This window comes from Streptacidiphilus jeojiense (assembly GCF_000719095.1).
Taxonomy (GTDB): Bacteria; Actinomycetota; Actinomycetes; order Streptomycetales; family Streptomycetaceae; genus Streptacidiphilus; species Streptacidiphilus jeojiensis.
In genome coordinates this window covers 1-24,201 of record NZ_JOEH01000045.1, presented here as the reverse complement: position 1 = coordinate 24,201, position 24,201 = coordinate 1, and the positions used below count along the sequence as shown (strand labels likewise).

At 70.4% G+C, this 24,201-nt stretch carries 20 protein-coding genes and 1 pseudogene; 9 read left to right on the top strand and 12 right to left on the bottom strand.

The window, feature by feature from the left end; translation table 11 throughout:
• Positions 1-35: 35 nt before the first annotated feature.
• The 3 genes from IF29_RS0138175 to IF29_RS0138165 are packed head-to-tail and all read right to left on the bottom strand — an operon-like array spanning position 36 to position 4,102.
• A complete protein-coding gene (locus IF29_RS0138175) occupies positions 36-1,199 on the bottom strand; it encodes an ABC transporter ATP-binding protein (RefSeq protein ID WP_051726576.1) in 1,164 nt (387 codons plus the stop codon).
• Positions 1,196-3,001: an ABC transporter permease gene (locus IF29_RS0138170; RefSeq protein ID WP_030265956.1), complete on the bottom strand. Its 1,806-nt coding sequence runs from the start codon at positions 2,999-3,001 to the stop codon at positions 1,196-1,198. Before IF29_RS0138170 ends, IF29_RS0138175 begins: the two co-directional genes overlap by 4 nt.
• 3 nt (positions 3,002-3,004) lie before the next feature.
• A complete protein-coding gene (locus tag IF29_RS0138165; protein WP_030265952.1) occupies positions 3,005-4,102 on the bottom strand; it encodes an extracellular solute-binding protein in 1,098 nt (365 codons plus the stop codon).
• Between the two features lie 427 nt (positions 4,103-4,529).
• Here IF29_RS0138165 and IF29_RS0138160 point away from each other — a divergent pair, with 427 nt between their 5' ends.
• Positions 4,530-4,751: an MDR/zinc-dependent alcohol dehydrogenase-like family protein gene (locus IF29_RS0138160; RefSeq protein WP_051726574.1), complete on the top strand. Its 222-nt coding sequence runs from the start codon at positions 4,530-4,532 to the stop codon at positions 4,749-4,751.
• 739 nt (positions 4,752-5,490) lie between these two features.
• Positions 5,491-7,398, top strand: coding sequence for a magnesium transporter MgtE N-terminal domain-containing protein (locus IF29_RS44170; RefSeq protein WP_051726573.1), 1,908 nt, complete (start codon positions 5,491-5,493; stop codon positions 7,396-7,398).
• 52 nt (positions 7,399-7,450) lie between these two features.
• Here the strand turns inward: IF29_RS44170 and IF29_RS46580 are convergent, their stop codons facing one another.
• Positions 7,451-7,591: a hypothetical protein gene (locus IF29_RS46580; RefSeq protein ID WP_157624139.1), complete on the bottom strand. Its 141-nt coding sequence runs from the start codon at positions 7,589-7,591 to the stop codon at positions 7,451-7,453.
• A 502-nt stretch (positions 7,592-8,093) separates the two neighbouring features.
• On the opposite strand from IF29_RS46580, the gene mhpA reads away from it, so the two are divergent.
• Together mhpA and IF29_RS0138140 are read left to right on the top strand one after the other, a co-directional pair.
• The gene (gene mhpA, locus IF29_RS0138145) at positions 8,094-9,689 is read left to right on the top strand and encodes a bifunctional 3-(3-hydroxy-phenyl)propionate/3-hydroxycinnamic acid hydroxylase MhpA (protein WP_030265941.1); all 1,596 of its coding nucleotides are present in this window, start codon (positions 8,094-8,096) and stop codon (positions 9,687-9,689) included.
• A 50-nt stretch (positions 9,690-9,739) separates the two neighbouring features.
• Positions 9,740-10,774 carry an alpha/beta fold hydrolase gene (locus tag IF29_RS0138140; protein WP_030265938.1) on the top strand — a complete coding sequence of 345 codons (1,035 nt, stop codon included), beginning with the start codon at positions 9,740-9,742 and terminating at the stop codon, positions 10,772-10,774.
• Between the two features lie 74 nt (positions 10,775-10,848).
• Here IF29_RS0138140 and IF29_RS0138135 read toward each other — a convergent pair whose 3' ends face one another.
• From IF29_RS0138135 to IF29_RS48700, 5 genes are all read right to left on the bottom strand, one after another.
• A complete protein-coding gene (locus tag IF29_RS0138135) occupies positions 10,849-11,202 on the bottom strand; it encodes a DoxX family protein (protein ID WP_030265935.1) in 354 nt (117 codons plus the stop codon).
• Complete coding sequence (locus IF29_RS0138130) at positions 11,199-13,208, bottom strand: acetoacetate--CoA ligase (protein ID WP_030265932.1); 2,010 nt, start codon at positions 13,206-13,208, stop codon at positions 11,199-11,201. The genes IF29_RS0138135 and IF29_RS0138130 overlap by 4 nt, the downstream gene beginning before the upstream one ends.
• Before the next feature lie 29 nt (positions 13,209-13,237).
• Positions 13,238-14,176 carry a fumarylacetoacetate hydrolase family protein gene (locus IF29_RS0138125; protein ID WP_030265929.1) on the bottom strand — a complete coding sequence of 313 codons (939 nt, stop codon included), beginning with the start codon at positions 14,174-14,176 and terminating at the stop codon, positions 13,238-13,240.
• A 49-nt stretch (positions 14,177-14,225) separates the two neighbouring features.
• Positions 14,226-15,371 (bottom strand): VOC family protein, encoded by a 1,146-nt coding sequence (locus IF29_RS0138120; RefSeq protein ID WP_030265927.1) that lies wholly within the window; start codon positions 15,369-15,371, stop codon positions 14,226-14,228.
• 108 nt (positions 15,372-15,479) lie between these two features.
• The gene (locus IF29_RS48700) at positions 15,480-17,087 is read right to left on the bottom strand and encodes a protein kinase domain-containing protein (RefSeq protein ID WP_051726572.1); all 1,608 of its coding nucleotides are present in this window, start codon (positions 17,085-17,087) and stop codon (positions 15,480-15,482) included.
• 197 nt (positions 17,088-17,284) lie between these two features.
• On the opposite strand from IF29_RS48700, the gene IF29_RS0138110 reads away from it, so the two are divergent.
• Positions 17,285-18,010, top strand: coding sequence for an LmeA family phospholipid-binding protein (locus IF29_RS0138110; RefSeq protein WP_198037666.1), 726 nt, complete (start codon positions 17,285-17,287; stop codon positions 18,008-18,010).
• On the opposite strand, the gene IF29_RS0138105 is transcribed toward IF29_RS0138110, so the two are convergent.
• Complete coding sequence (locus IF29_RS0138105) at positions 18,011-18,655, bottom strand: TetR/AcrR family transcriptional regulator (RefSeq protein ID WP_030265917.1); 645 nt, start codon at positions 18,653-18,655, stop codon at positions 18,011-18,013.
• Between the two features lie 103 nt (positions 18,656-18,758).
• Between IF29_RS0138105 and IF29_RS0138100 the strand changes: the two genes are divergently transcribed.
• The 4 genes from IF29_RS0138100 to IF29_RS0138085 all read left to right on the top strand — a co-directional run bounded on the left by IF29_RS0138100 (position 18,759) and on the right by IF29_RS0138085 (position 23,531).
• Positions 18,759-20,417, top strand: coding sequence for an MFS transporter (locus tag IF29_RS0138100; RefSeq protein WP_051726570.1), 1,659 nt, complete (start codon positions 18,759-18,761; stop codon positions 20,415-20,417).
• A 98-nt stretch (positions 20,418-20,515) separates the two neighbouring features.
• On the top strand, positions 20,516-21,148 hold the full coding sequence (locus tag IF29_RS0138095) for a TetR/AcrR family transcriptional regulator (protein ID WP_030265909.1): 633 nt from the start codon (positions 20,516-20,518) through the stop codon (positions 21,146-21,148).
• A gap of 469 nt (positions 21,149-21,617) precedes the next feature.
• Positions 21,618-22,640 carry a DUF4331 family protein gene (locus IF29_RS0138090; RefSeq protein ID WP_030265907.1) on the top strand — a complete coding sequence of 341 codons (1,023 nt, stop codon included), beginning with the start codon at positions 21,618-21,620 and terminating at the stop codon, positions 22,638-22,640.
• A 57-nt stretch (positions 22,641-22,697) separates the two neighbouring features.
• A complete protein-coding gene (locus IF29_RS0138085) occupies positions 22,698-23,531 on the top strand; it encodes an alpha/beta fold hydrolase (RefSeq protein WP_030265904.1) in 834 nt (277 codons plus the stop codon).
• A gap of 54 nt (positions 23,532-23,585) precedes the next feature.
• Here the strand turns inward: IF29_RS0138085 and IF29_RS46575 are convergent, their stop codons facing one another.
• Together IF29_RS46575 and IF29_RS48265 are read right to left on the bottom strand one after the other, a co-directional pair.
• Positions 23,586-23,888, bottom strand: a complete 303-nt coding sequence (locus tag IF29_RS46575) for a hypothetical protein (protein WP_157624138.1) — start codon at positions 23,886-23,888, stop codon at positions 23,586-23,588.
• Positions 23,889-23,962: 74 nt separating this feature from the next.
• Positions 23,963-24,201 (bottom strand): annotated as a pseudogene (locus IF29_RS48265) (hypothetical protein); the annotation flags it as partial.

Genomic DNA, 24,201 nt, shown 5'->3' with positions numbered 1-24,201 from the left:
GGCTCCCGGGCAGGATCGTGCGGGCAGTGGGGTGGTCATCGGACCTCCAGGGTGGTGCGGATGGGTTCGGGGTTCTCCGCTACCGCGACGGGCGTGGATGCGGCAGCGGGGTCGGGGAAGGCGAAGCAGCCTTCGGGGTCCAGCAGCAGGCGGACCGCGGTGCCGCGCTGCTGCGCACTGCGGTCGAACACTCCGGTGAGCCTTACGCCGCCCGGTAGTTGGACCACATGGTCGTAGCCGCGGCCGCGGTAGGCGGTGTCCACCACGGTGCCGGCCAGGGTCCGTGCGGCGACCGGTTCGGTTCCGGTGTCGCGGGCGATGGTGACGGCGGCGGGTCGGACCAGCACCCGGACCCGGCTGCCCGTGGCGCGGGCCGTGCCGCCGGCCACCGCGGTGACCGGCCCGGCGGCGGTGCGCACGGTGACGGTTGCGGCGGCGTCCGCAGCGGCCTCCAGCGTTCCCTCCAACTCACCGGCCAGGCCGGTGAAGCGGGCCACGAACGGCGAGGCCGGGCGGTGGTAGACGTCCTCGGGTGAGCCGAGCTGCACCAGCCTGCCGCCCTCCAGCACGCCGACCTCGTCGGCCAGGGCGAAGGCCTCGGCCTGGTCGTGGGTGATGTAGACCACGGTGGCGCCGGATTCCCGGGTGAGCGTGGCGATCTCCACCCGCAGCCGTTCGCGCAGGTCGGCGTCCAGATTGGACAGCGGCTCGTCGAACAGCAGCAGCCCTGGTTCGGCCACCAGGGCGCGGGCCAGGGCGACCCGCTGCTGCTGACCGCCGGAGAGCTGGTGCGGGAACTGCTCCGCGTGGTCGCTCAGGCCGACCCGCGCCAGCACCTCGGCGACCCGCCGCCGGGACGGCTCACGGTCCAGGCGCCGACGGCGCAGCGCGTAGCCGACGTTGGCGGCGGCGGTCATGTGCGGCCACAGCGCGTAGTCCTGGAAGACCATCGCCAGGTCGCGGCGGTCCGGCGGGAGGTGGGAACGGCCCTGCGCCAGCGCCCGTTCGCCCAGGTGGATGGAGCCGGACTCGGCGCGCTCGATGCCGGCCAGGCAGCGCAGCAGGGTGGTCTTCCCGGAGCCGGACGGCCCCAGCAGCACGGTGAAGCGCCCGGGCGGTACGGCGAAGGAGATCCCGTCGAGGACACGGGTCGGGCCGAAGCTCTTGCTGAGGTTCTCGACGCGCAGGTGGGCGGTCATGCCACGGCCTCCAGGCGGTGGGCTGCGGGGAGCAACAGGCGCAGGACACCGAGGGCCGCGGCGATGAGCGCGAGGGCCGCCAGGACGACCAGGACGGTCATGGCCGCGCCCGCGCCGACGTTGTAGCCCTGGAGCTGCCGGGTGATGGCGACGGACAGCGGTTCGCTGCCCGGTGGGGCGAGGAGTTGCGAGACCGGCAGCTCCAGCAGGGTGCCGCAGAAGGCGATCAGCCAGGTCCACACCAGTGAGCCGGCCACCAGCGGCAGCACCGCACCGGTCCAGGCCCGGGTGGCCGGGCGGCCGTGCACCCGGGCGGCCCACAGCAGCGAGTCGCTGACCTGTCCCAGCGATCCGGACAGCAGTCGTGCGGCTGACGGCAGGGCGCCGGCGAGGTAGCCGAGCACCAGCAGCGCGCTGGTGCCGTACAGGTCGATCCCCAGGTGCGAGGCCAGCGGCAGGTTGTAGGTGAAGATGTAGCCGCTGGCGAGCAGGACCGACGGCAGCGCGATGGCGGCCAGGAGCAGCAGGTCCAGGATCCGTCCGGCGGCGCCGTCGCCGCGTCGGGCCAGGGCCCGGCCGGCGAAGGCGCCCAGGACCAGGGCCGCGGTGGCGGTGATCACCGACAGTCGGGCCGAGTAGCCCAGCGCCGAGAGCAGCTCGCCGGTGTGCAGCACCTGGCGGAAGTTGGCGAGGGTGAGCCCGGTGAGGGTGACGCTCCCGCCGGAGGGGAGCAGCGCGGCCGCGGCGGCACCGAAGGCGGGGATGCCGAGGGCGAGGACGAAGAATCCGCCGACGGTGGTGAGCGCGCCGGCCTGCGCCCGGACGGAGAGCCGGGTGCGGACCGCGGGGCGGGTACGGCCCGAGAGCACGGTGAAGCTGCGGCCGCGCATCGAGCGCCGCTGGGCCAGCAGGGCCAGGGCGACCAGTCCGAGCAGCAGCCAACCCAGGGCGGACGCCAGCGGGAACTGGGCCGGGAAGGTCGAGATCGACTGTTCCATGGCACCGGTGACCAGGGGGAAGTTCGCCTGCGCGGCGAGGGTGGCGGCCACTCCGTAGTCGCTGATGGACTCGGCGAAGACGATGGCGAAACCGGCCCACAGGCCCGGCGCCAGGATCGGCAGCAGCAGCCGCGCGGTGGAGCGCCTGTTGCCGCCGTGGGTGCGGGCCGCGTCCTCGAACTCCCGGCCCATGCCCCGGATCAGCGCGGACACGGCCAGGTAGGCGAAGGGCACGCCGCGGGTGGCGAGCACCCAGACCACCCCGGCCGGTCCGAAGACGACCGAGCGCAGCGCGACGGGGTCGTGGCCGAGCAGCCGCGACAGCACCCCCTGGGGTTCCACCAGCCAGGTCCAGCCGAGCGACTCCAGGTAGGAGGGGGCGAGCAGCAGCGCCCACAGCAGCAGCCGCCACACCCCGCGCCCCACCAGGTCGGCGCGTTCGGTGATCCAGGCCAGCGCGGTGGCCACGACGGTGGCGACCGCGGCCGCGCCGGTCCCGACCAGGAAGGTGTCCAGCATCGCGCGACCGGTCCAGCCGGACATCACCTGGCCGAACGTGCTCAGGGTGAACCAGGCGTCGCCCTGTCCGAACAGTCGCGGGGTGACGGCGACCAGCAGGAAGCCGATGACCGGCAGGAGCAGGACGGCGCCGAACAACAGCCAGGGCAGCGCCCGGGCGGTGGCGCGCAGGCGGGCCCCGGCCCGGCCGAGCAGGTGCGGCGGGCGTATCGGCGGCCGGCCGGCGGCCGCCGTCCCGGCCGCGTCCGGAAGGCGCGGCCGGGAGTCGGTAGTGGTGTCGGTCATGGCTCAGTGCACGATCGTGTCGGTGAACCAGGTGTTGATGGTCCCCTCCTGCGGGCCCCAGGTCTTGGGATCGATCGCCTGGGTGGGGACCGAGGACAGCGGGGGCAGCGCGGCCTGCGGGGAGACTCCCTGCACGATCGGCCAGTAGAGCGAGTCGCCGTTCTGATCCCCGGTCAGCATCACCTGCTGCCCCTGGGCGCTGAGCACGAACGAGGCGAACTGCTCTGCCTCGGCCTGCTCCTGGGCGGACGCCTTGGCGTCGATGCCGATCACGCTGGGCAGTGAGGTGACCTTGGGCAGGTAGGTGGTCCTGATGTTGTGGTTCTTGGTGCCGGCGGCGAGTCCGGCCGAGCTCTGGATCAGGGCGACCTTGATCTGGCCGGTCTGCAGGGCGTGCAGGGTGTCGCCGTTGGTCTGGAACACGTGCAGGCCGTTGCTCTTCAGGCCGCTGTAGAAGGCCTCGCCCTGGCTGGTGCCGCCGAGCTGGGAGAACATGCCCGCGACGAAGGGGTAGGTGGGTCCGGACACGGAGGGGTCGTTCATGCCGATCTGCCCCTTCCAGGCCGGGGTGAGCAGTTCCTGCCAGCTGGTCGGCGGATTCGGGGTCTTGGTCGCGTCGTAGACCAGTGCGGCGGTGACGGTGAGCCCGGTGGGGACGTAGCTCTTGTCGGCCGGGACGACCGCCTGCCCGGCGGCGTTCAGCCGGACGTTCGGCTCGAAGCCCTTGACCAGCATCCCGGCCTGGTCCATCGAGGCGAACGCCTCGTCGCCGTCCACCCAGAGCACGCCCCACTTCGGGTTGCCGCGCTCGGCCTGGACCCGGGCCAGCAGCGGCCCGGTGCTGTCGTCCACGAGCTTGGTGGGGATGCCGGTGGCCTTCTGGAAGGCGGTGACCATGGCCTTGTCATAGCCCTGCGCCGAGTAGACCACCAGCGGCACCGGTGCGGACGAACCCGAGGTGGTGGAGGCGGCGGAGGCGCTACCGGCGCTCGACGCCCTGGCCGAGCCGCCGCATCCGGTGGCCAGGCCGGCCACGGCGATCCCCGCAGCCAGGGCCACGGCTGCGCGTCTGCGGGCGGATACCGCTGTCTGAATCGACATTCCAAGCTCCATCACGTCTGAAGTGTAACGACGGTTAGAACTGTGGAGCCACAACTGAAACTAAATGGATGTACTGGAGTGGCGTCTCCATGAACGAGCAGCGAACACAACCCAGTGGCCAGTGGCATCATCCCCATGAGCACGATGGCTCCATGGGCAGCCGCCAACGCAAAACGTCTACATCGATGTAGACATACGGTACCGGCGGCCACCCCAGGGTTGACAGGCAGAGGTGCACGGTGGACCAGCCATCCAACGACGAAGACTGGATGAACCCCGGCGTGATAGTCGAACGGACCAAGGCGGTTCGGGCCACCTTGGGTGCACCCGTGCCCCACGACGCGACGATCCGCGCCGAGATCGACATCGACCAGCGGGCGACATCCAAAGGCGCTCGGCGAGCATCATCCGCCCCGGAGGAACGCTGGTGTCGGCAGTCGGCCCTGTCGAGGCCCGCCCCCTCGACGGCCTCGCGATCGACTTCGTCGTCGAGCCCGTTCCGAGTCAGCTGGTGGAGATCGTCGACCGGGTACGGGACGGACGCCTTCGCACGCACATCGGAACCATCGCGACCCTCGACGACGCCATCCCCGCGCTGAACCCGACCGAGCGACGCAAAGGCAAGACCGTCATCCGGGTACGCCCCTGAGCGCCCTGGCACAGGCCGGCAACGCCCGTCGTGCCACTCCCTGAACAGCAACTCGCCCTCGGCAGCCTCGTGGAACAGCGCTGCCGAGGGTGAGCGGACGCGCTCGCGCTACACATCAATGGTGGTCGTTCCCGAGTTCCAACCGACCCCGTTCTTGTCCTGCCAGGACCCGTCGACAAACACGGATACGGCGACGGGGTTGCCCGTCAAGTCGCAGGTGGCCTTAGACGCACCAGTGTTGACCACGGCCCCGTATCGACTGTCGTTGTGGCCAGGGAAGGTGTTGCACCAGATGTGCGCCTTCGAACGGGTGTACGCCCGCCCGCTGCGAGACGCGGACGACGACCCCTTCGTTGACATCGACCCGTTGCGACTGCTTAACAGCGCCGCGCAGCGGAACGGAAACGGGCCTGCCGCCAACCCGGCATCTCGGTTGGCGGCGGGCCCGCTCGGCCGTTCGCAAGGGGGACGGATCAATGCCAGATCAACTGGATGTGGTGAAGCAGGTCGAGAGTCCCTCCTCCGAGCAATGCTCCGCTCACTCCGTAGAACAGTGCTCCGCACCGGGTCGTTGGGTCAGGCAGATAGCGGCGCATAGAGAGGCCTTTCTGGGAATCGGCTGCGTGTCGGTGTCTGACCAGGGTGAAATGGGCCCAAGGTGTTGCGGCAGAGGAGACGGGTTGCCACCTCTAAGGCAACGCGACCCTGTTGATGAGCAGTCAGAAAAGCGGGGTGTTCGATGGGGGAGCTTCAGCCGCTCGACGAAGCGTTGCCGCAGCCGCAACGCGATCTTGTCCAGGCGATGCGTACATACTTCACCGCCCTGGGAATCAGCCAGGGCCGCTATGGCGCTCGCGTCCATCTGCACAAGAGTCAGGTCTCGCGCTATCTCAGCGGCGGACGGATCCCACCGTGGTCCTTCGTACGTGAACTCCTGGTTGCCTTCACTGAGCTGCAGGGCGGTACAGCTCCTACACAGGAGGTGGTCGCCCACATGAAGGCGCTGCACACTGAAGCCTTGGCGACAGGCGGTTCGCACGTCCACGCCGTTCAGCTCCTGCAGGACCAGCTCGAAGATGCCGACCGCGCGGCTACGCGCGCAGTCATCCGCGAGCGTGAAATCGAAGAGAATCTGCAGGAGGCGCGACTTCGGGGCGCACAGGCGGCCGTGCGTGAACGCGAACTTGAAGCCCGTCTGGAGGAAGAACGCGGCGCTCACACCGCTGAGCTCGCTCTCTACCAAGAGGGCTTCGCCGAGGCGCAACGGGTTCGCGAGGCTCTGGTGCAGGAGGTCGAGCGCCTTGCAGCGGAGCTGGCTACGGCTCATCAACGCCGCCTCGCGGCCGAGGAGCGCTGCGAAGAACTCGAACGCCAACTCGAAATGAACGGCAGCGCGGAAGATCTCCCAGAGGCGCAGACCGTCAATATCTGGGAGGCGGAGGCCGACCGGGGCACCAGCGTGGCGAGCGGAGTAGCGTACCCAGCGCCCAGGATGATCGATTCAACCGATCCCAAAGAGACCGCTCGGTCAATCGAGCAGATGGACGCCAACCAAGCAGCCATTACCCTTCGTCGGATGGATCGCGAACGCGCCGCCATCACGCTGACGGCGATGGACCTTGGGGACGCTGCTGCGGCACTCGAAGTGATGGACTCGCAAACCGCTGCCGGCATCGTTGACCTGATGGACGCGAGCCCGGCTACCACTGCAATCAAGCAGATGGCGTCAGGTCCCGCCGCTGCAGCCCTCAGTAGCATGACCGCCGACCGGGCGACGGAGATCATTCTTGGGCTGGGTCCGCAGCGAGCCAAGGTCGCGCTTCGTCGAATGGAGGCAGACAAACTCGGTCATGTACTCCAGAGGATGCCCCCTCCCGAGGTTGGCCGGGTACTCGACGGACTGGAACCTGAGCGGATCAGCCCCGCGCTTGAGGCGATGGCCCCAGCGGATGCCGCCGCCGCATGCGACATGATGGATTCGCACAGGGCTTCAGTCGCCTTCGCCGAGATGGAGACGAAGCTCCTGGTCTCCCTTCTGGGTTGGATGGACTCAGGCCGGATCGCGGCCATACTCCTCCTCATCGAACGTGAGCAACCCTGGAACAGGTTCTTTGACGAACGCAGCGTCGGTCTGATTCCGGGCCCACGCCAGCCTGACAGCCGTCGACATGACTCCCTTGACATAGCGGCTTCGTGGTACAGAAGCAGCTTTTTTGAGTACAAACGCACGATCAAGCTGTCCCCTGCACCGGTCGGGGCTGCACTCAGCGGAATGGAGCCGGTCCGGGCCGCCAGGGCGCTCACCTGGCTGCATCCACGGCTTGCAGCTGCTGCACTGGACCGAATGGATCCGAAGCACGCCGCCAGAGTTCTCCGTCCGACCGACGAGGATCAATCCCCACTCCGTCCGATGGACCCTGAACGGGCCGCCGCCATGCTCAGCCACATGGCCCCAGGTCAGGTCGTGGAGATATTGAGATGGATGGACCTGGTCTGGACCGGCACTGTGCTCAGTCACATGCAGCCAGGCGACGCCGTTGTCGTGATCCGTCGGATGGCATCGGACCAGGCCTCCGCCGCGATGCATCGGATGGCATCGGACCAGGCCTCCGCTGTACGAGCTCAGCTCCGTTCCGATCCAGACTGAACCAAGCCGGGGCGCGGCCCGGGGATATCAGCGACCTTCGTAGCGCCGGTCCTCAACCGCCGCCCACGGTCAGCCCCAGTGATCCGGGCCGCCCCCAGAAGATCAGGTCGGCGTCGTCGCCAACCTTGGCCCAGGCCAGCAGCTGGTCGACTTCATCCCAGGTCTCCACGACACCGATGTCCGCGGAGTCCACTGTGACCGGGCGCCCTGACCTTTGAGACCCGGACTCGAACGCTCAGTCGACCATCACCCGCTCGTGTGCATGGTTCTCTCGACCGAGGCCGTTTGCAGTCAACCACCCGGGGCCCCTACGCCCGCCGGATCGGCTGCCTACTCCTGCGGGGCACCGCTGCCGGGAAACCCTACGGCTCGACACAGAGGGCACAGGACTTCCACGCCGCAGACCCGGCCACCACCCACACCAGCCGTAGGACCACGATGTCCTGACGACATCCGCGGGACGTACACACCCTCGGCGCACCAGGATCCCCGCGCCGCATCCGCTTCCTCGCTCCGGCAGCCCGAGGGAGCCGGTGGGTTCTCCACGGGAGCAGCGCACCGTTCACCCGACAAGGAGACGGGGACCGTGCAGCAGTTTTGATGAAAGCATCAGATTTCACTGACTGATCTATTGACGATCGATCCAGCAGAGTTGATAGTTTCATCATTACGGCAGCGTTGCCGGGAGGAGAACCATGTGTGAAACATGTACGGCCGCACCCGCCGGCGCGAGCGTGCCCGTGGTCATCGTCGGCGCAGGACCGGTGGGTGTGACCGCCGCCCTCCTCCTCGCCCGGCGCGGAGTGCGCAGCATCGTGCTGGAACGCCACCGGGACGTCTACCCGCTCCCGCGCGCCCTGGTCGTGGACGACGAGGTACGCAGGATCCTCCAGGCCGCGGGGGTCGGCGAGGCCTTCGCCGCGATGGCACGCACCGGCAACGGGCTGCGGCTGCTCGACGCCCGGCACCGGGTGATGGCCGAGTTCCGCCGCAGTAAGCAGGGCCCGCACGGCTATCCGCAGACCAGCATGTTCGAACAGCCCGCCCTGGAGCGGCTGCTGCGCGACTCCCTGGCCCGGTACCCGGAGTGCGAACTGCGCAGCGGGGCGGAGGTCACCGGCATCGGGCCGGACACCGGGGGCCCGGTATGCGTGACCTACCGCGACGACGACGGGGAGCACCAGCTGTGGGCCGAGGCGGTCCTCGGCTGCGACGGCGCGAACAGCCTCACCCGCCAGGCCATCGGCGCCGCGTGGGAGGACCTGCGCTTCGAGGAGCGCTGGACCGTCATCGACGTGCGGACCACAGCCGACGTCCGCTGCTGGGAGGGTGTGGACCAGGTCTGCGACCCGGACCGGCCGGCGACCTTCATGCGTGTCGGCGAGGACCGCTACCGCTGGGAGTTCCGACTGCGGGACGGGCAGCAGCCGGTCCGCGAGCTGGTCGCTCCGTGGCTGCCGCCCTCGTACGACGGGGACTTCGAGGTCGTGCGCGAGCGGGAGTACACCTTCCGGGCACGTACCGCCGACCGGTGGCGCAGCGGACGGGTGTTCCTGCTGGGCGACGCCGCCCACCTCATGCCGCCGTTCATCGGACAGGGGCTGTGCTCGGGGCTGCGCGACGCCTACAACCTCGCCTGGAAGCTCGCCCGGGTCCTCCGGCAGGGCGGCGACGAGCGGCTGCTGGACACCTACGAGAGCGAGCGCAAGCCGCACGCACGGCATGTGATCCGGCTGGCGGTGCTCATGGGCTGGGCCATGACCGGCGGCCAGGATGGCGCCGCCGCGCTGCGCCGCAGGCTGCTGGCCGTGGCCTGCCGGATACCCGGTCTGACCGAGGCGGCCGGCCGGGACCTCAGCCCGGCCCTGACTGCCGGGCCCCTGGTGGGGCGCCATACCCGCCGGGGCAGCCGACTGGTGGGTACCCACTGCCCGCAGCCGTGGGTCGACGCCGACGGGCGGCGGGCCCGTCTGGACGAGGTGCTCGGCGACTCCTTCGCCGTGCTGACCGCCGCCGACCCCTCGCCCTCGCTGAACGCGCTGGTCCAGGGGCTCGGCGTCCGGGCGGTGCCGGTGGCCGCACTCAACGACGACGGCACCCTGGCCGCCTGGCTGCGGCGCGGCCGCGCCGACGCCGTCCTGGTGCGCCCCGACCGCGTCGTGATGGACGTCGTCCCGGCCGGCGGCCGGGGCTTCTCTGGCGCTGCCGCCTGGGCGCCGGTTCTGTGCACCGCCCGCGGGCCGGTCGAGGAGACTGCGTCCGCTCCCCTGTCCGGGAGCGCCGCGCGGTGAAGAGCGGTTCGGAGCGCCCGGACCGGAAGTCTCTGGAGGGATGATCCACCGTGTCGTACGACGTAACTGAGCACGAGACTGCGCATGAGTACACCGCGCCTCCGCCGCGTGTCCGCCCCGGACTGGAGCAGGCCGTCGGCAGGCTGTCCGGGGTGGACCGGCTCCTGGCCGATCTGCCCCCGACGCCGCCACGCGCACCCGACGCGGACGGCGACCAGGAGCGGCTGGGCCAGGTCACCGTCACCCACCGCTTCGTCGACGCTCCCGGTGACGGCGAAACCGTGCGCTGGCACTACGTGGAGGCCGGTGCTGCCGATGCCCCTGTCGTCGTCTTCCTGCACGGCGTACCGGATTCATGGTGGCAGTGGCACTACGCCCTCGAAGCCCTCGGCTGCGACTACCGCTGCCTGGCCGTGGACCTGAAGGGCTACGGCCAGTCCGAGAAGGGCACCGGCGACTACCGTCAGGAGGGAGTCGCCATCCAGCTCGAAGCCCTGCTGGACCGGCTCCGGATCGAGCGGTTCAGCCTGGTCACGCACGACCGGGGAACCCCGGTCGGCGACCACCTGGTGGCCCGGGCGGGCAACCGCGTCATCCGCTACGGCCGGGGCCAGCAGCACCTGTGGCATCTCCACCCCGACCTGCATCCCCAGCAGGAGGTGTTCACCTCGCCCGACGCCCCCTCCGTGCTGGCCGATGCCCGGCGACTGGTCGTCAGCGCCTACACCCTGCTGACCGAACGCGAAGTGGAGGTGTCGGACCTGGTCCGGACCGTGCAGGAGTTCAGTTACGACGGGATCAGTACGGCGGTTCCCCGGTACTTCAACTCCTCGTCGTTCCGCCAGGAGTGGATCGAGCGGCGCACCCGGCTCATCCCCCGGTGGAGGTGCCCCGTGCTGCTCCTGCAGGGAGCGGACGACCCGGTCCAGCCCCGCGAGTTCTACACCGACCCCCTTGTTGTCGCGAAGCTCCCGCGGGGAAGCGGCGTGCACCTCTTTGATTCCGGCCACTTCTGGCCTTTCGAGGTTCCCGAGGGAACGGTCGCCGTCATTCGGGAGTTCCTGCGACGCCCGGAGTTCGTCTGACGCCCGGCGTTCGACCGACGCCGGGGGGTTCCGCCGACGCCGGGCGGTTCGTCTGGCCCGGGGGCGACAACGGGTCAGGCGGCGGCCGCCGCCAACGCGATGTAGGCCACCGCTGCCAGGGCCAGCACAACGGCGGACAGGGCTCGTGCGGGCGGGTCGCCGTGGCGCAGGTGGGCCGCGGCGGCCGCGGCCGTCAGCAGGGCCAGCCCGGTCGCGGCGGCCAGAGCGATCGGGCCCCAGACCGGTCCGAGCAGCAGCCCGACGGCTCCGGCCAGTTCCAGGGCGCCGATGGCCCGGTACCGGCCCGGTGACATGCCAAGGTGCGCCGCGGCCCGGCGCATGAACGCCACAGCGGCGATCTTCGCCAGGCCCAGGGGGATGAAGGCCAGGCAGAGCACGGTCGCGAGGACGACCTGTGCGGTGGTCATGCGGAGCGCTCCCGGCGGGCGGCGCCCAGGCGGGCGTAGTGGTCGATGAGTTCGGGGGCGTCCACCGCGGCCGGGTCGACGACCTGCTCCACCGGGGCGCCCTGGAGCAGGCGCTTGACCGGGACCTCCAGCTTCTTGCCGGTGCGGGTGTGCGGGATGCCCGGCACCTGGATGATCTCGTCCGGGACGTGGCGCGGCGAGGCGCCGGTCCTGACGGCGTCGCGGATCCGCTCGCTGAGGGCGTCGTCCAGGGTCACGCCGGCCGCTGGGACCACGAACAGCGGCATCCAGTAGCCGCCGCCGGGCTCCTCCGCGCCGATGACCAGGGCCTCGGCGATCTCGGGGAGGCGTTCGACGACATCGTGGATGTCCGCGCTGCCGAGGCGGACGCCGTTGCGGTTCAACGTGCTGTCGGAGCGGCCGTGGACGATCACCGAGCCGTGTCCGGTCACCGTGATCCAGTCGCCGTGCCGCCAGACGCCGGGGTAGGTGGTGAAGAAGGCATCGTGATAGCGGCTGCCGTCGGGGTCGTTCCAGAAGTACAGCGGCATCGACGGCATGGGGCGGGTGACCACCAGCTCGCCGACCCGGTCGGTGACCGGGTTGCCCGCGTCGTCGAACGCGGCCAGCGCCACACCCAGGTTGGGCGCCGACAACTCCCCCGCCCAGACCGGGGTGTTGGGCGCGCTGCCGGCGAAGCCGGACACCACGTCGGTGCCGCCGCTGGTGGAGGCCAGCAGCACGTGCTCGCCCACGTGGTCGCGGACCCACGGGTAGGCGGAGGCCGGCAGCGCGGAGCCGGTGCAGCCGCCCACGCAGACGGAGGACAGGTCGTGTCCGGACGGGTCGATGCCGAACTTGGCCATGCCCAGCAGGTACTGGGGGCTGGTGCCGAAGACGGTCACCCGGTGGCGTGCGGCCAGCTCCCACAGGATGTCCAGGTGGGCGAACGGCGCCGGGCTGCCGTCGTAGGTGCATGTCGTGGCGCCGGTCAGCAGTGTCGAGGCGACCAGGTTCCACATCATCCAGTGGGTGGTGGTGTACCACAGCAGCCGGTCGCCGGGGCCCAGGTCGGAGTGCAGGCCGAGGGTCTTCAGGTGCTCCAGCAGCACACCGCCGTGGCCGTGGACGATGCCCTTGGGCAGGCCGGTGGTGCCGGAGGAGAACACCACCCACAGCGGGTGGTCGAACGGCACCGGCGTGCAGGCGAGTTCCTCGGTGCGGCCGGCTGCGTCCTCCCAGGGGACGGCCAGGGACGGGTACGCCCCCGGCGGCCACGGCAGGCCCACGTGGTCCACCAGCAGCGTCGCCTTCAACGTCGGCAGCGCGCCGGCGAGTTCGACGGCTGCGTCCCGGCGGTCGTGGACGGTGCCGTTGAAGAGGTAGCCGTCGGCGGCGATCAGCACCGTGGGTTCGAGCTGGGCGAACCGGTCGGCAGCGGCCTTGGCGGCGTAGTCCTGTCCGCATACCGACCACACGGCGCCCAGGCTCGCGGTTGCCAGGAACCCGATGATCGCGTGCGGGGTGTTGGGCAGGTAGCCGACCACCCGGTCGCCCCTCCCCACGCCCAGGTCGCGCAGCGTCGCCGCGACGGAGGCGACCTGGGCTCGCAGCCGCTCCCCGGTCACCTCGTAGCCGGAGCCGGTCTCGTCCAGGGCGATGATCGCCGGATCGCCGGAGGGCAGGTTGCGCAGGGCGTGGTGGGCGTAGTTGAGGGTGGCGCCGGGGAACCAGCGGGTGCCGGGCATGGTCTCCTGGCCCAGCACTCGCTGGTACGGGGTGTCCGCGTCGATGGCGAAGTACTCCCACACCGCTCCCCAGAAGCCCGCCAGATCGGTGACCGACCAGTGGTGCAGGGCGGCGTAGTCGGTGCCGTCCACGCCGACCCGGCGGGCGAAGTCCATGATCCGGCTGTCGGCGACGGTCTGCGGATCGGGTGTGGTGAAGGGGTCCGGCGTGGTGAGGGGGTCAGGTGTGGTGTGGGGGTCGGGGTGCGGCGCGGTCATGGTGCGGCTCTCCTCCTGCTGTGCGTGCGCTACTTCGCGTGGGTGACGGGCGTGCGCTGTTCGCCGAGGTCGATCCGGCCGTCCGCGGTGGCGATCGTCGCCGTGATCACGTCGCCGGTCTGCAGGTAGCGCGGATTCCTGGCCTGACTCCTGAAGAAGACCTTCCACTTCACCGCGGGCGGCAGCAGTGCGCCGATCTTCTCGACGGGTTTGGGCGGGGCCTTCAGCGCGGTGCCGCCGGGGGTGCCGGTCAGCAGCAGGTCGCCGGGGTCCAGGGTCTGGAACCGGGCGAGCAGGGTGAGGGCCTGGGCCGGGCGGACGATCATGTCGGTGAGCGGGCGGTCCTGGCGCAGGTCACCATTGACCGACAGGCGCAGCCGCAGGTCCGGGAGACGGGCGAAGTCCTCCGGTTCGAGGAGCGCCAGGTAGGGCCCGGTCGGTGTGAAGGTCGGGTAGGACTTGCTCTCGTAGAACTGCGTCCGGGTCAGCTGTACGTCACGGGCGCTGACGTCGTCGGTGATCACGAGCCCGGCGATGTACGAGGGCAGGTCCGCCTCCTCGACCACGCTGCCCACCGGCAGCGCAGCACCCATGACCAGGCCCAGTTCGACCTCGTAGTCCAGGAGCCGCACATGCGCCGGCCGGACGATGTCCTGGCGCGGGCCGCTGAGCGAGCCGGACGCCTTGCGGAAGAAGGCGGGCGGGATGTCCCCGGTGAAGCCGGAGTCGTGGGCGTGGCTGCGGTAGTTGACCATCTGGGCGACCACCCGGCAGGGGGTGGTCACCGGGGCGAGCGGCACCAGGTCGGTGACGGATGTGCCCGCCCCGCCGGAGCGTGCCGCCGCTCGTACCGCGGCCCGGTCGGCGATCAGTTCGGCGGTGGTGACGGCCGCGGTGTCGACCGGGACGGCACGGTCGCCGAGGACGACCCACCAGCCCTCGGCGCTGCGCAGGATGTTGGTGCTCATGGTCGTGGCCTTCGTCAAAGGGGTGGGTGGGGGCAGGAGTTCGCGGGGGTCAGGAGTTGGCGGCGCGGAGCAGTGCCAGCAGGCGTGCCGGGTCCATCTCGTTGTCGCCGCGCAGGGCTCCGATGACATCGCGGATCCGCTGCGGCGATGGGTTCGCGCCGACGAAGTCCCTGGTGGCGGGAGGGCCCCACTGGGCCAGCCCGCTCGTCGACATCGGGGCCCAGCCGGGCTCGAGGTCGCAGGAGAACAGGTCGCCGTCGGCGAAGTGCTCCAGCATCAGCCGGTCGGGGTCGCGCCAGTAGTCGAACAGCTGGCTGCCCTGGATGTGCCGGCCGATGCCCCAGCTGCGCTTGTATCCGCGTTCGTTCAGGTACTCGCCGCCGGCCGCGATCGCGTCGAGGTCCGTCACCTGGTAGGCGGAGTGCACATAGCCGTTGCCCGGCCCCAGGTGCATCGCCAGGGTGTGGTGGTCCACGGCCAGGGCGCCCTGGTCACAGCGGAGGAACGCCATGGACGGACCGCGTTCGCGCTGCCCGTCCAGGAACAGGAAGTCGGACACGATCATCCCGAGGGTGTCCAGGTACCAGTCCAGGGCCTGGGCGAACACCCGGGTCTCCAGTACCACGTGGCCCAACCGCTGGATGCGGGACGGCTCGCGCGGCGGGCGCTGGGCGGCTCCGGTGCGACGCTGCTCCGTCCCGGAGTTGAGCAGCAGCGGCTGCTGTCCCGGCAGTTCGGGGAGCTGTTCGGCGCAGTGCACGACCCGCACCGGGAGGCCGGAGGGGTCGAGCAGGCCGATTGCACTGCCGCCGCCAGGCACGCCCGCGTCGCGCACCTCGGTGCCGGTGGCCCGGGCCAGCCGGTCCAGGTCGGCCCGCTCGGCCGCGCGGAACGCCGGGCCGATGAAGCGGGAGGTGCGCCCGCGGCGGATCACCGTGCAGGGCGAGCCTGCGAAGGTGCCGCGCAGCCACAGCTCGTTCTCGGTGCGCGCGGCGATCTGGAAGCCGAAGTCCCGGGCGAAGACCTCGGCCCGGTCCAGGTCGGGCTTCTCGAACTCCAGCCAGGCCAGGTCCGCCACCTTGACCACGGGATTCCTGGACCGGCCCGGATGCTCGCCGCGCAGGGCGCCCTGCTCGCTGTGGAGGTCCTGGTGGGCCGTTGTGGCGACGGCCCCGTTGGAGCGGGTGTCAGACATGGTGCCTCCCAGCAACATTGCTGTAATGATGAAATTATCAGGCATGACCCTTTTATCGTCAAGGTGTGCGCGGCAATAAATGATGTATCTATCAGAACTGAGACAGGGCTATCCGGGTGGCGGAACGGCCAGGGGCGGGAGCGGCGGGGCAGGGCTGCGCGGCGGGGCCCCTGCGGGTGTCGAGGAGGTCGCCGACGGTGAGGGCGGGTCCGCCGTAGGCGAAGGTGATGCCGCCGAGGACGATGGGGACGCCGCCGAGGGCGAAGCGGAGGCCGGGCTCCTGCCGGTCGACGAGGGTGCCGCCGAGCCCGTGGCGGTCTCGGCGACGAGCAGGACAACGGTGTCGCCGACGGTCGCGTCGGTGCCGGCCGGCGGCAGCGTGCCGGTGACGATCGTGTCCGTTCCAGCGGGAGAGCCGGGCGCCAGGGCGAAGCGCAGGCCGAGTCCGGCGAGTTCCGCTTCCGCCCGCCCCGCCCTGCGGCCCACCAGATCGCCCGGGATCCCCACCCGCCCGGTGCTCGACGTCGTCGACCGACTGCCGGCCGAGCCGCTCCCGGTCGTGGCGGTGGGGGCGGTCGCGCCGGGTGTCCCGCGCCCCTGCCGCGCAGACGGCTGCCCCATCCCGGCCTGCGTGGCCCCGGTGAGGACCGCGGCCGCGGCGACGGCCAGGAGTGCGCCCGTCGCGACGAGGACCCGGGCGCGGTGGCCGGTTCCGGGGCGGGGCTCCTCCAGCAGGGTGTCGGGCGGCCGGGCGGCCGGTGCGGTCGCACCGGAGCGTCCCAGCCGTACGGTCTCCACCCCCTCCGTCGACGGCCGCAGGGCCTGCGGCAGGTGCAGGGCTGTCGGCAGACGCAGGCCCCGCAGGGCGGCGCTCATGTCCTCGGCGCCGGCGCAGCGCCGGCCCGGGTCCTTGGCCAGTGCGCCGAGGACGACGGCGTCCAGTTCGGGCGGCACGGCGGGCCGCAGCCGGCTCGGTGCCTCGGGGGTCTCATGGACGTGCTGGTAGATGAGGGCGAGAGCGCTGTCCGCACAGAAGGGCGGGCGGCCGGTGAGGAGTTCGTAGAGCAGGCAGCCGGTGGAGTACAGGTCCGAGCGTGAGTCCGTGGTCCGTTCGCAGGCCTGCTCCGGTGACATGTAGGCGGCGGTTCCCATCACCGTGCCCGTGGCGGTCCTGGTGGTGTCCGGCCCTCCCAGGGCCAGGGCGATGCCGAAGTCCATCACCTTGACCCCACCGCCGTTGGTGATCATCACATTGGCGGGCTTGATGTCGCGGTGCACCAGGTCGCGCGCGTGCGCGAACGCCAGTCCGTCCAGGACACCGACGGTGAACCCGACCGCCTCGTGGACCGGCAGCGGCCCCTGGCGCAGACGTTCGGCCAGGGTCTGCCCGTCGACGTACTCCATGACCAGGTAGGGCCTCGGCGGGGTCCAGGGCAGTTCGCCGGCGTCGTACACGGTGGCGATGCGGGGGTGGTTGAGGGAGGCCGCGGAACGCGCCTCCCGGCGGAACCGGGCCAGGGCCGTCTCATCGAAGGACAGTTCCGCGTGCAGCACCTTGACCGCGACCGGCCGGCCGAGCAGGAGGTCCTCTCCGAGCCACACCTCGCCCATCCCACCGCGGCCTATCACCTCGCGCAGGACGTAGCGGCCGCCGATCGGTCCGGCCTGGCTGCTCCCGGACGTCATCGCGGCGCGGTCCTCGTGGATCACGGCCATGCCCCGTTGGTGGGGAGTGATCCTCTCCATGTGCGGTGCCCTACCTCTCCAGGGACGGATGATCCGCCAATACTTGCACATGAACGTGCAAGTATCTACTGTGGGCCGGGCCCCGGGTCGACCGCGGGCGTCGTGCAACCCCAGGGGCCGGCCAGCCCGGGGCACCGCAACTCCCCCTGCAGCAAGGAACGATGATGATGCGTCTGATACCGAAGCCCCGCGCCCGGCGGTTCGCCGCCCTCGGCCTGCTCTGCGCCGTGGCGGCCGCGGGCTTCGCGGACCGGCTCACCGACGCCTGGGTGGAGCACCGGACGGCCGAGGCGTTCCAGGAGGCCACCGGGGCAGCCGGTCCGACCTCGGTCCACGTGGGCGGCATACCCGTCCTCACCCAGGTCCTCTCGGGGCAGCTGGCCCACGTCGACCTCAGCTCGGGCGAGATACCGGCCTCCGGCTCCCGTCCTGTCCCGATCACCGGCCTGAGCCTGCACCTGAACGGCCTGCGCGCGTACGGCAACGCACAGGCCGCCCACGTCGACTCGGTGCGGGGAACCGCGTCCCTGTCCTACCGCGACCTCTCCGACAGCCTGGGACTACAGATCCGGCCCGACCGCGACCCGGGACGCGTGGACGCCACCGCGGACGTGCCCCTACTGGGGCAGGTCACCGTCTCCGCCGAACTCGCCGTCGCAGGCCCGACCGGCATCGCCTTCCGGGACCCCCGTGTCGTGGGCGACCTGCCCCCCGGCGTCGCGTCCATGGTCACCAGGGCCCTGGAGCAGCCGCTCACCCTCCGCAACCTCCCGCAGGGGCTGAAGCTCCAAGGCCTCACGACCGACGCCTCCGGGGTGAACGTGGACCTGACGGGACGTGATGTCACCTTCACCCCCGACAGCGGCGCCGGCACCTCGGACACCCGGGTCTGATCATGCGCCGGAGGATGCGCCGGGGGCCTCTCGGCGGACCTCCCCCACGACCTCCTGGGCCGCAAGCGCAGGTACGCCTGCGGCGACGAGGCTCTGCATGGCCACGGCTCCCGGGAGGTCCTGGAACTCCTCCGGATCCAGGCGTTCCAGCAGGGCCATACTGAGGGCCTCCAGGCCGGCGTTGAGGGCGTCGACCGGCAGCAGCCGGTGGAACGTTCCCTCCCCCTGTCCGCGCGCCAGCACCGCGGTCACCGCGTGCCGGGCCGGCTCCAGCAGTTTCTCCACCCGCTCCAAGCCCAGATCACGTCGGGCGACGGAGATCAGCATCCGGTAGCGGTCGCCCACTCCCCAGAGCCGCAGCACCAGTTGTGCGAGTGCGTACTCCGGGCGCCCGTCCAGGGCCGGCCCGTCCTCGAGGGCGTCGCGCAGCGCCTGCTCGGCCTCCTCGGCGAGTGCCTCCAGCAGGGCCTCACGGCCGGGGAAGTGCCCGTACAGGGTCCGCCGGGCCACACCGGCCGCGATCGCGATCTCGTCCAGCGTCGTATCCGGGCTCGAGCCCAGTTCCCGCCGTGCCACCGCCAGGATGCGCGCGCGATTGGAGCGGGCGTGCCGCCTGAGCGGGGCGCTGGGCGCGGGGGTGGTCACGGCATCTCCTTCTTCGGCTCTCCAGCAATACTTGCACATGCGTGCGCAGGAAACTAACATGCACATCGATGTGCAAGTTTCTGCTCCGCATGAAGGACCCGCTATGCCACTGATCGCCTCCACTCCCGTCCCCCGGATGGCCGGGCCCTACCCCAAGCGCTGGGCCGCCCTGTTCGTGCTGTGCCTCAGCCTGCTGATCGTGGTGATGGCCAACACCTCGCTGATCGTCGCCGCGCCCGACCTCACCCGCGACCTGGGCCTGGACGCCAGCCAGCTGCAGTGGGTCATCGACGCGTACACCGTCCCCTACGCCGCCCTGATGCTGATGCTCGGTGCGGTCGGGGACAAGTACAGCCGCCGCGGCGGACTCGTCACCGGCCTGCTGATCTTCGGCGCCGGCTCCGTCATGGGCAGCCTGGTCCACCAGGCCGACGCGGTGATCGCCGCCCGCGCCGTCATGGGCATCGGCGCCGCACTGATCATGCCCGCCACCCTCTCCCTGCTGGTCGCCACCTTCCCCCGCAGCGAGCGGGCCAAGGCCATCACCGCCTGGAGCGCGACCTCGGGGCTCGCCATCGCCCTCGGCCCCCTGCTCGCGGGCCGACTGCTGGAGAACCACGCCTGGGGATCGACCTTCCTGATCAACGTGCCCGTCGCCGCGGTGGCGATCGTGCTCGCGATGGCCCTGGTGCCGCCCTCCCGCGCCGAAGGCAGGGGACGGATCGACGTCGTCGGCGGCCTGCTGTCCGTCGTCACCGTCGGAGCCCTGGTCTACGCCGTCATCGAAGGCGCCCGCTTCGGCTGGACCGGCGGGCCTCTCGCCGGCGCGATCGCCGCGGCGCTGGGCCTGGCCGCATTCGTCCCCTGGGAACTGCGACACCCGCGCCCGATCCTGGACGTGCGCAAGTTCAGGATCCGCAGCTTCTCCGGCTCCATGATCGCGGTCCTCATGTTCTTCTTCGGAACCTTCGGGGCGCTGTACTACTCCACCCAGCACCTGCAGTTCGTCCTCGGCTACAGCCCGCTCGACACCGGCATACGGCTGCTCCCGCTGGCCGGCGCGGTGTTCGTGGGAGCCGCGGTGACCGGACGGCTCACCCCCAGGCTGGGCGTCAAGCCCATGGTCGTCGCCGGGATGGCCGTCGGCACCGCCGGTGTCCTGCTGCTGATGCGGATCGACCCGGGCTCCGGCTACACCGACTTCGTCGCCCCGTTCGCCCTGCTGGGCTTCGCCATCGGCCTGAGCGTGTCCCCGTGCACGGACACGATCATGGAGGCGTTCCCCGAGCACGATCTCGGCGTCGGCGGCGCCACCAACGACACCGCGCTCGAACTCGGCGGCGCACTCGGCATCGCCATCCTCGGCTCGGTCCTGAACACCACCTACCGGGACAGGCTCACCGACGCGGTCGCGGGCAAGCTGCCCGGCGCCGCACTGGACACCGCCAAGGACTCGATCGGCGGAGCCCTGGGCGTGGCCGAGCACATCGCGCACAGCCCGCAGGGCGGCCCGACACAGGCCCAGGCCCTGGTCTCGGCCGCCCACCAGTCCTTCGCCGACGCCGTCGCCCACACCAGCCTCATCGGCGGCATCGCGATGGCCGTGGGGACCGGCGTCGTGGCCCTGGTCATGCCGTCCGCGGGGCGGTCGTCCTCGGAGCAGGAGCAGCCCGGCCGCGTCAGCGCCACCGACACGGACACGGAGCCGGACAGGGACACCGGTGAAACCCAGGGCACCGCCCACGGTGTACGCAGTGCATGAGCGGCGTTCTTCCTCGCCCCTGCGACCTCTGAGCCCTTGAGCCCCTGCCACCTCTGACAGGTTCATCAATTGTGAAGTACGTGCTCTAGGGTGAGCACATGCAGAAGCCGACCCCGCAGACTGCCAACCGCTTCGAGCGCCGTCGGGCCCATTCCCGTCAGGCACTGGTCACCGCGGCACGCAGGATCCTGGCCGAGTCCGGAGACACCTCGGCGAGCATCCAGGAGATCGCCGCACGTGCGGACGTGGGATTCGGAACCTTCTACAACCACTTCGCCACCAAGACCGAGCTCTTCGACGCCGCGGTCGCCGACGCACTGGAGGAGTACGGACAACTCCTCGACAGCGTCACCCAGCACATCGACGACCCGGCCGAGACCATCTCCGCCTCCGTGCGCCTGACCCTGATCCTGGCGGCCACCCATCCGGAGGTCACCCAGATCGTCCGGCTCCGGGGACTCCCCCACGTGCACGCCGACACCGGCCTGGGCCCGCGTGCCCTGCGCGACCTGGAGGTCGGCAGGACATCGGGCCGGTTCGTCCTCGACGACACGAAGGTCGCACTGAGCGCGGTGGGCGGCGCGATGATCGGACTGCTCCAGCTCAACACCGCCGCCGGCATCGACGCGAAGGCGGGCGAGCAGATGGCCGAACTGATTCTCCGTCTCCTGGGCCTCCCGCTCGAAGAGGCCCACGAGGTCGCCACCCGCCCCCTGCCGCAGCTCCCCTGACCCCGCGCGCCCAGCCGCGCCCGAGACCATCGCCGGAGCACCGGCCCGTGCCCGCGCTCCCCGCGATGCCGAGGTTTGCCGCGGTGCTGCCGGAAGAGCACATCCCTGCGCCTGCGGCCGACGCTCTTCGCCTGATCCGCCAAGCGCCCGCAGCTGGAAGTCCAGGCCCTGAAGCTGCGTCAACCCAGGGGCCCGCTCCCGAGAGCTCTCTGGCGCCATCGAAGACAGTTGACTACTTTCATCGCTACTGATTAAATCATCATTATCAGGATGTCTTCGGATACCGCATCGCATGCGACCACCCGGTTCTGGCGTACGCATCGCCTGCCGACCGAAGGATCCTGTATCCGTCAACAGTGGCGACGGCCGTAGCACCAGCGGGACCGCAGCACTTCGGTCGGCTCCCCCGCCGGAGCAACGCTGCGACCACCGTGGGCCGACCGGTAACTCGACTCCGCGAGGCGATTACATGTCCCACCACCTCGACACCCCTCTCGCCGCGCGAAGCGGCCAACTGCTCATCGACGATCTGTATGTCTTCCCCGGCCAGGACAGCACCGTGTTCGTGGTGAACGTCAACTCCGACATCACGGGCACATGCGCAAAACCCGGCTTCCATTCTGAAGCGCGCTACGAATTCAAGGTCCACCTCGACGGCGCCGACTTCGAGGCCCTGACCTATCGCTTCGCCTTCGATGAGCCGGACGAGGACGGCCAGCAGGCCTACACCATGGGCGAGCTCACGGGCCAGGATGCCCAGGGGGACCTCGCCGACTCACCAGTCCTCGCCCAGGGCCGCACCGGCGAGAGTGTGCGTTCCGGCGGCGTGCGGATCTATGCCGGCAGGATCGCGGACTGCTTCTACATCGACCTGTCGCTGCTTGCACGGATCAACGCCGCAGTGGCCGACGGCTCCGCACCCCAGCTGGCGGACTGGCAGCCGCAGGCGGCGTCCAACAGCTTCGCCGGCACCACCGTCCAGACGATCGTGCTCGAAGTGCCCCACAGCCACCCGGTGCTCAGGCCCGGTACCCGGATCGGACTGTGGGCGGCGACGAAACTCGCCACCGACGCGGGAGGCTGGCGGCAGGTCAACCGCGCAGGGCACCCGATGATGTGGCCGATCTTCTGGCCCACCGACGTCGAGTTCACCAACCCCGCCAACACGCGCCACCCCTCCCAGGACGCCGCGGCCGCCGGAAAGCAGATCGCCGACCAGGTTGCCGCGGTCGTACGCGCCGCGGGCACATCGGCTGACCCGGACGGCTACGGAAATACCGTGGCCTGCGAGCTCTTCCCCGACGTACTGCCCTACGTCCTGGGCACCCCGGCTGGCTACGGCTTCGCCGCGCGCAACGGTCGCACCCTGGCCGACAATGCACCCGAGGCAATGCTCTCGCTGGTGCTCAACACCGCGGTGCCTTCGGGCCTGACCCCCGCCACCGCCCAGGCACTGCGCCTCCCGGACTTCCCCTACGTCCGGCCTGCATGAGCAAGCCTCAGCCGGGACCGGTTCCCTGGCCCGGCGCCCCTCACGAAGGAGCAGAGCATGCCCCGCATCACCGTCGGCGACGAGAACTCCACACCGATCGAGCTGCACTACGAGGACCACGGCCAAGGACGGCCGATCGTCCTGATCCACGGCTTCCCGCTCAGCGGCCGGGCCTGGGAACGTCAGGAACGGGCCCTGCTGGCACAGGGACGCCGCGTGATCACCTACGACCGCCGCGGCTTCGGCCGCTCCAGCCAGCCCAGCACCGGCTACGACTACGACACCTTCGCCTCCGACCTGAACACCCTGCTGACCACTCTCGACCTCCAAGACACCGACCTGGCCGGGCATTCCATGGGTGGCGGAGAAATCGCCCGCTACCTGGGCACCTACGGCTCGGCCCGGGTCCGCAAGGCCGCGATCATCTCCGGCGTCCCCCCGTATCTGCTCAAGACCCCGCAGACCCCGGACGGCGTGCCCCAGGAGGTGTTCGACCAGATCGCGGCCGCGCTGACGGCCGACCGGTTCGCCTACTTCACCGAATGGAACAAGAACTTCTTCAACCTCGACGAAAACCTGGGCACCCGAATCAGCGCTGAGGCAGTCCAGGACGCCTGGAACGCCGCGGTCTCGGCTTCGCCCGTCGGCACGATCGCCTGCGTGGCGAGCTGGTACACCGACTTCCGCGCCGACCTGCCGAAGATCGACATCCCCGTGCTCATCCTGCACGGCACCGCAGACCGGATCCTGCCCATCGACGCCTGCGGGCCGGCCGCCCACGCGCTGATCAAGGACAGCACCTACGCACCGATCGAAGGCGCCGACCACGGCCTGTGCTGGACCCACGCCGAAGAAGTCAACGACCAGCTGCTGAGGTTCTTCGGCTACTGAACTTGAACTCGTGATGTCGGCCCAGGATCTGGCTGTGCTGCCAGGGCGGCTGCTCTACGATCCTGCGCTTTCCAAGCGTGAGGCAACGAGCGCCACGAAGTGCTGGAGGACGGCGAACGGCAGCGTTTGCATCGTGTCGAAGTAGACCTCTGCTGGCTTCTCATCCTCGGGTGCGTAGACAAGCACCGTCACAGCTGTCGGCCCTGGAGCCGGCGAAGCAGGCACAGAAGGAGCTCCGCCCGGAACCATGCGAGCCTCGCTGAGCTCGAAATGTGTCATCCGGCCTTCAGCTGTACCAGTCACGGTGGTGAGGGCACAGAACAGTTCACCCTCGTAGTCCCAGGTCAGCAATGACATGGCGATGATGCTGCCATACCTGGCGTCGTAAGCGGTCGGGCATTTTCATCCCAGCGTCGGTCAGGGGACAAAGCCATGCTCAGGCCGGCGCCCGCCAGACAGCCGTCGAGGACCTCCGGCCGGTACTGCAGCATCTTGAGCTTGCGTTTCACCGCGCGGGTGATCTGGCTGAGGTCAGCGGCAGCGAGGTTGCCGATGCCCCGCTTGACCAGCGGGATCGCGTCCCTTGGCGTGGTGTAGCCGATCAGCGTGGGGTGGTGCGCCGGGGGCGTGGACCCGGGTAGCTTCCGCTCTGCCGACAGGGTGGGCCACC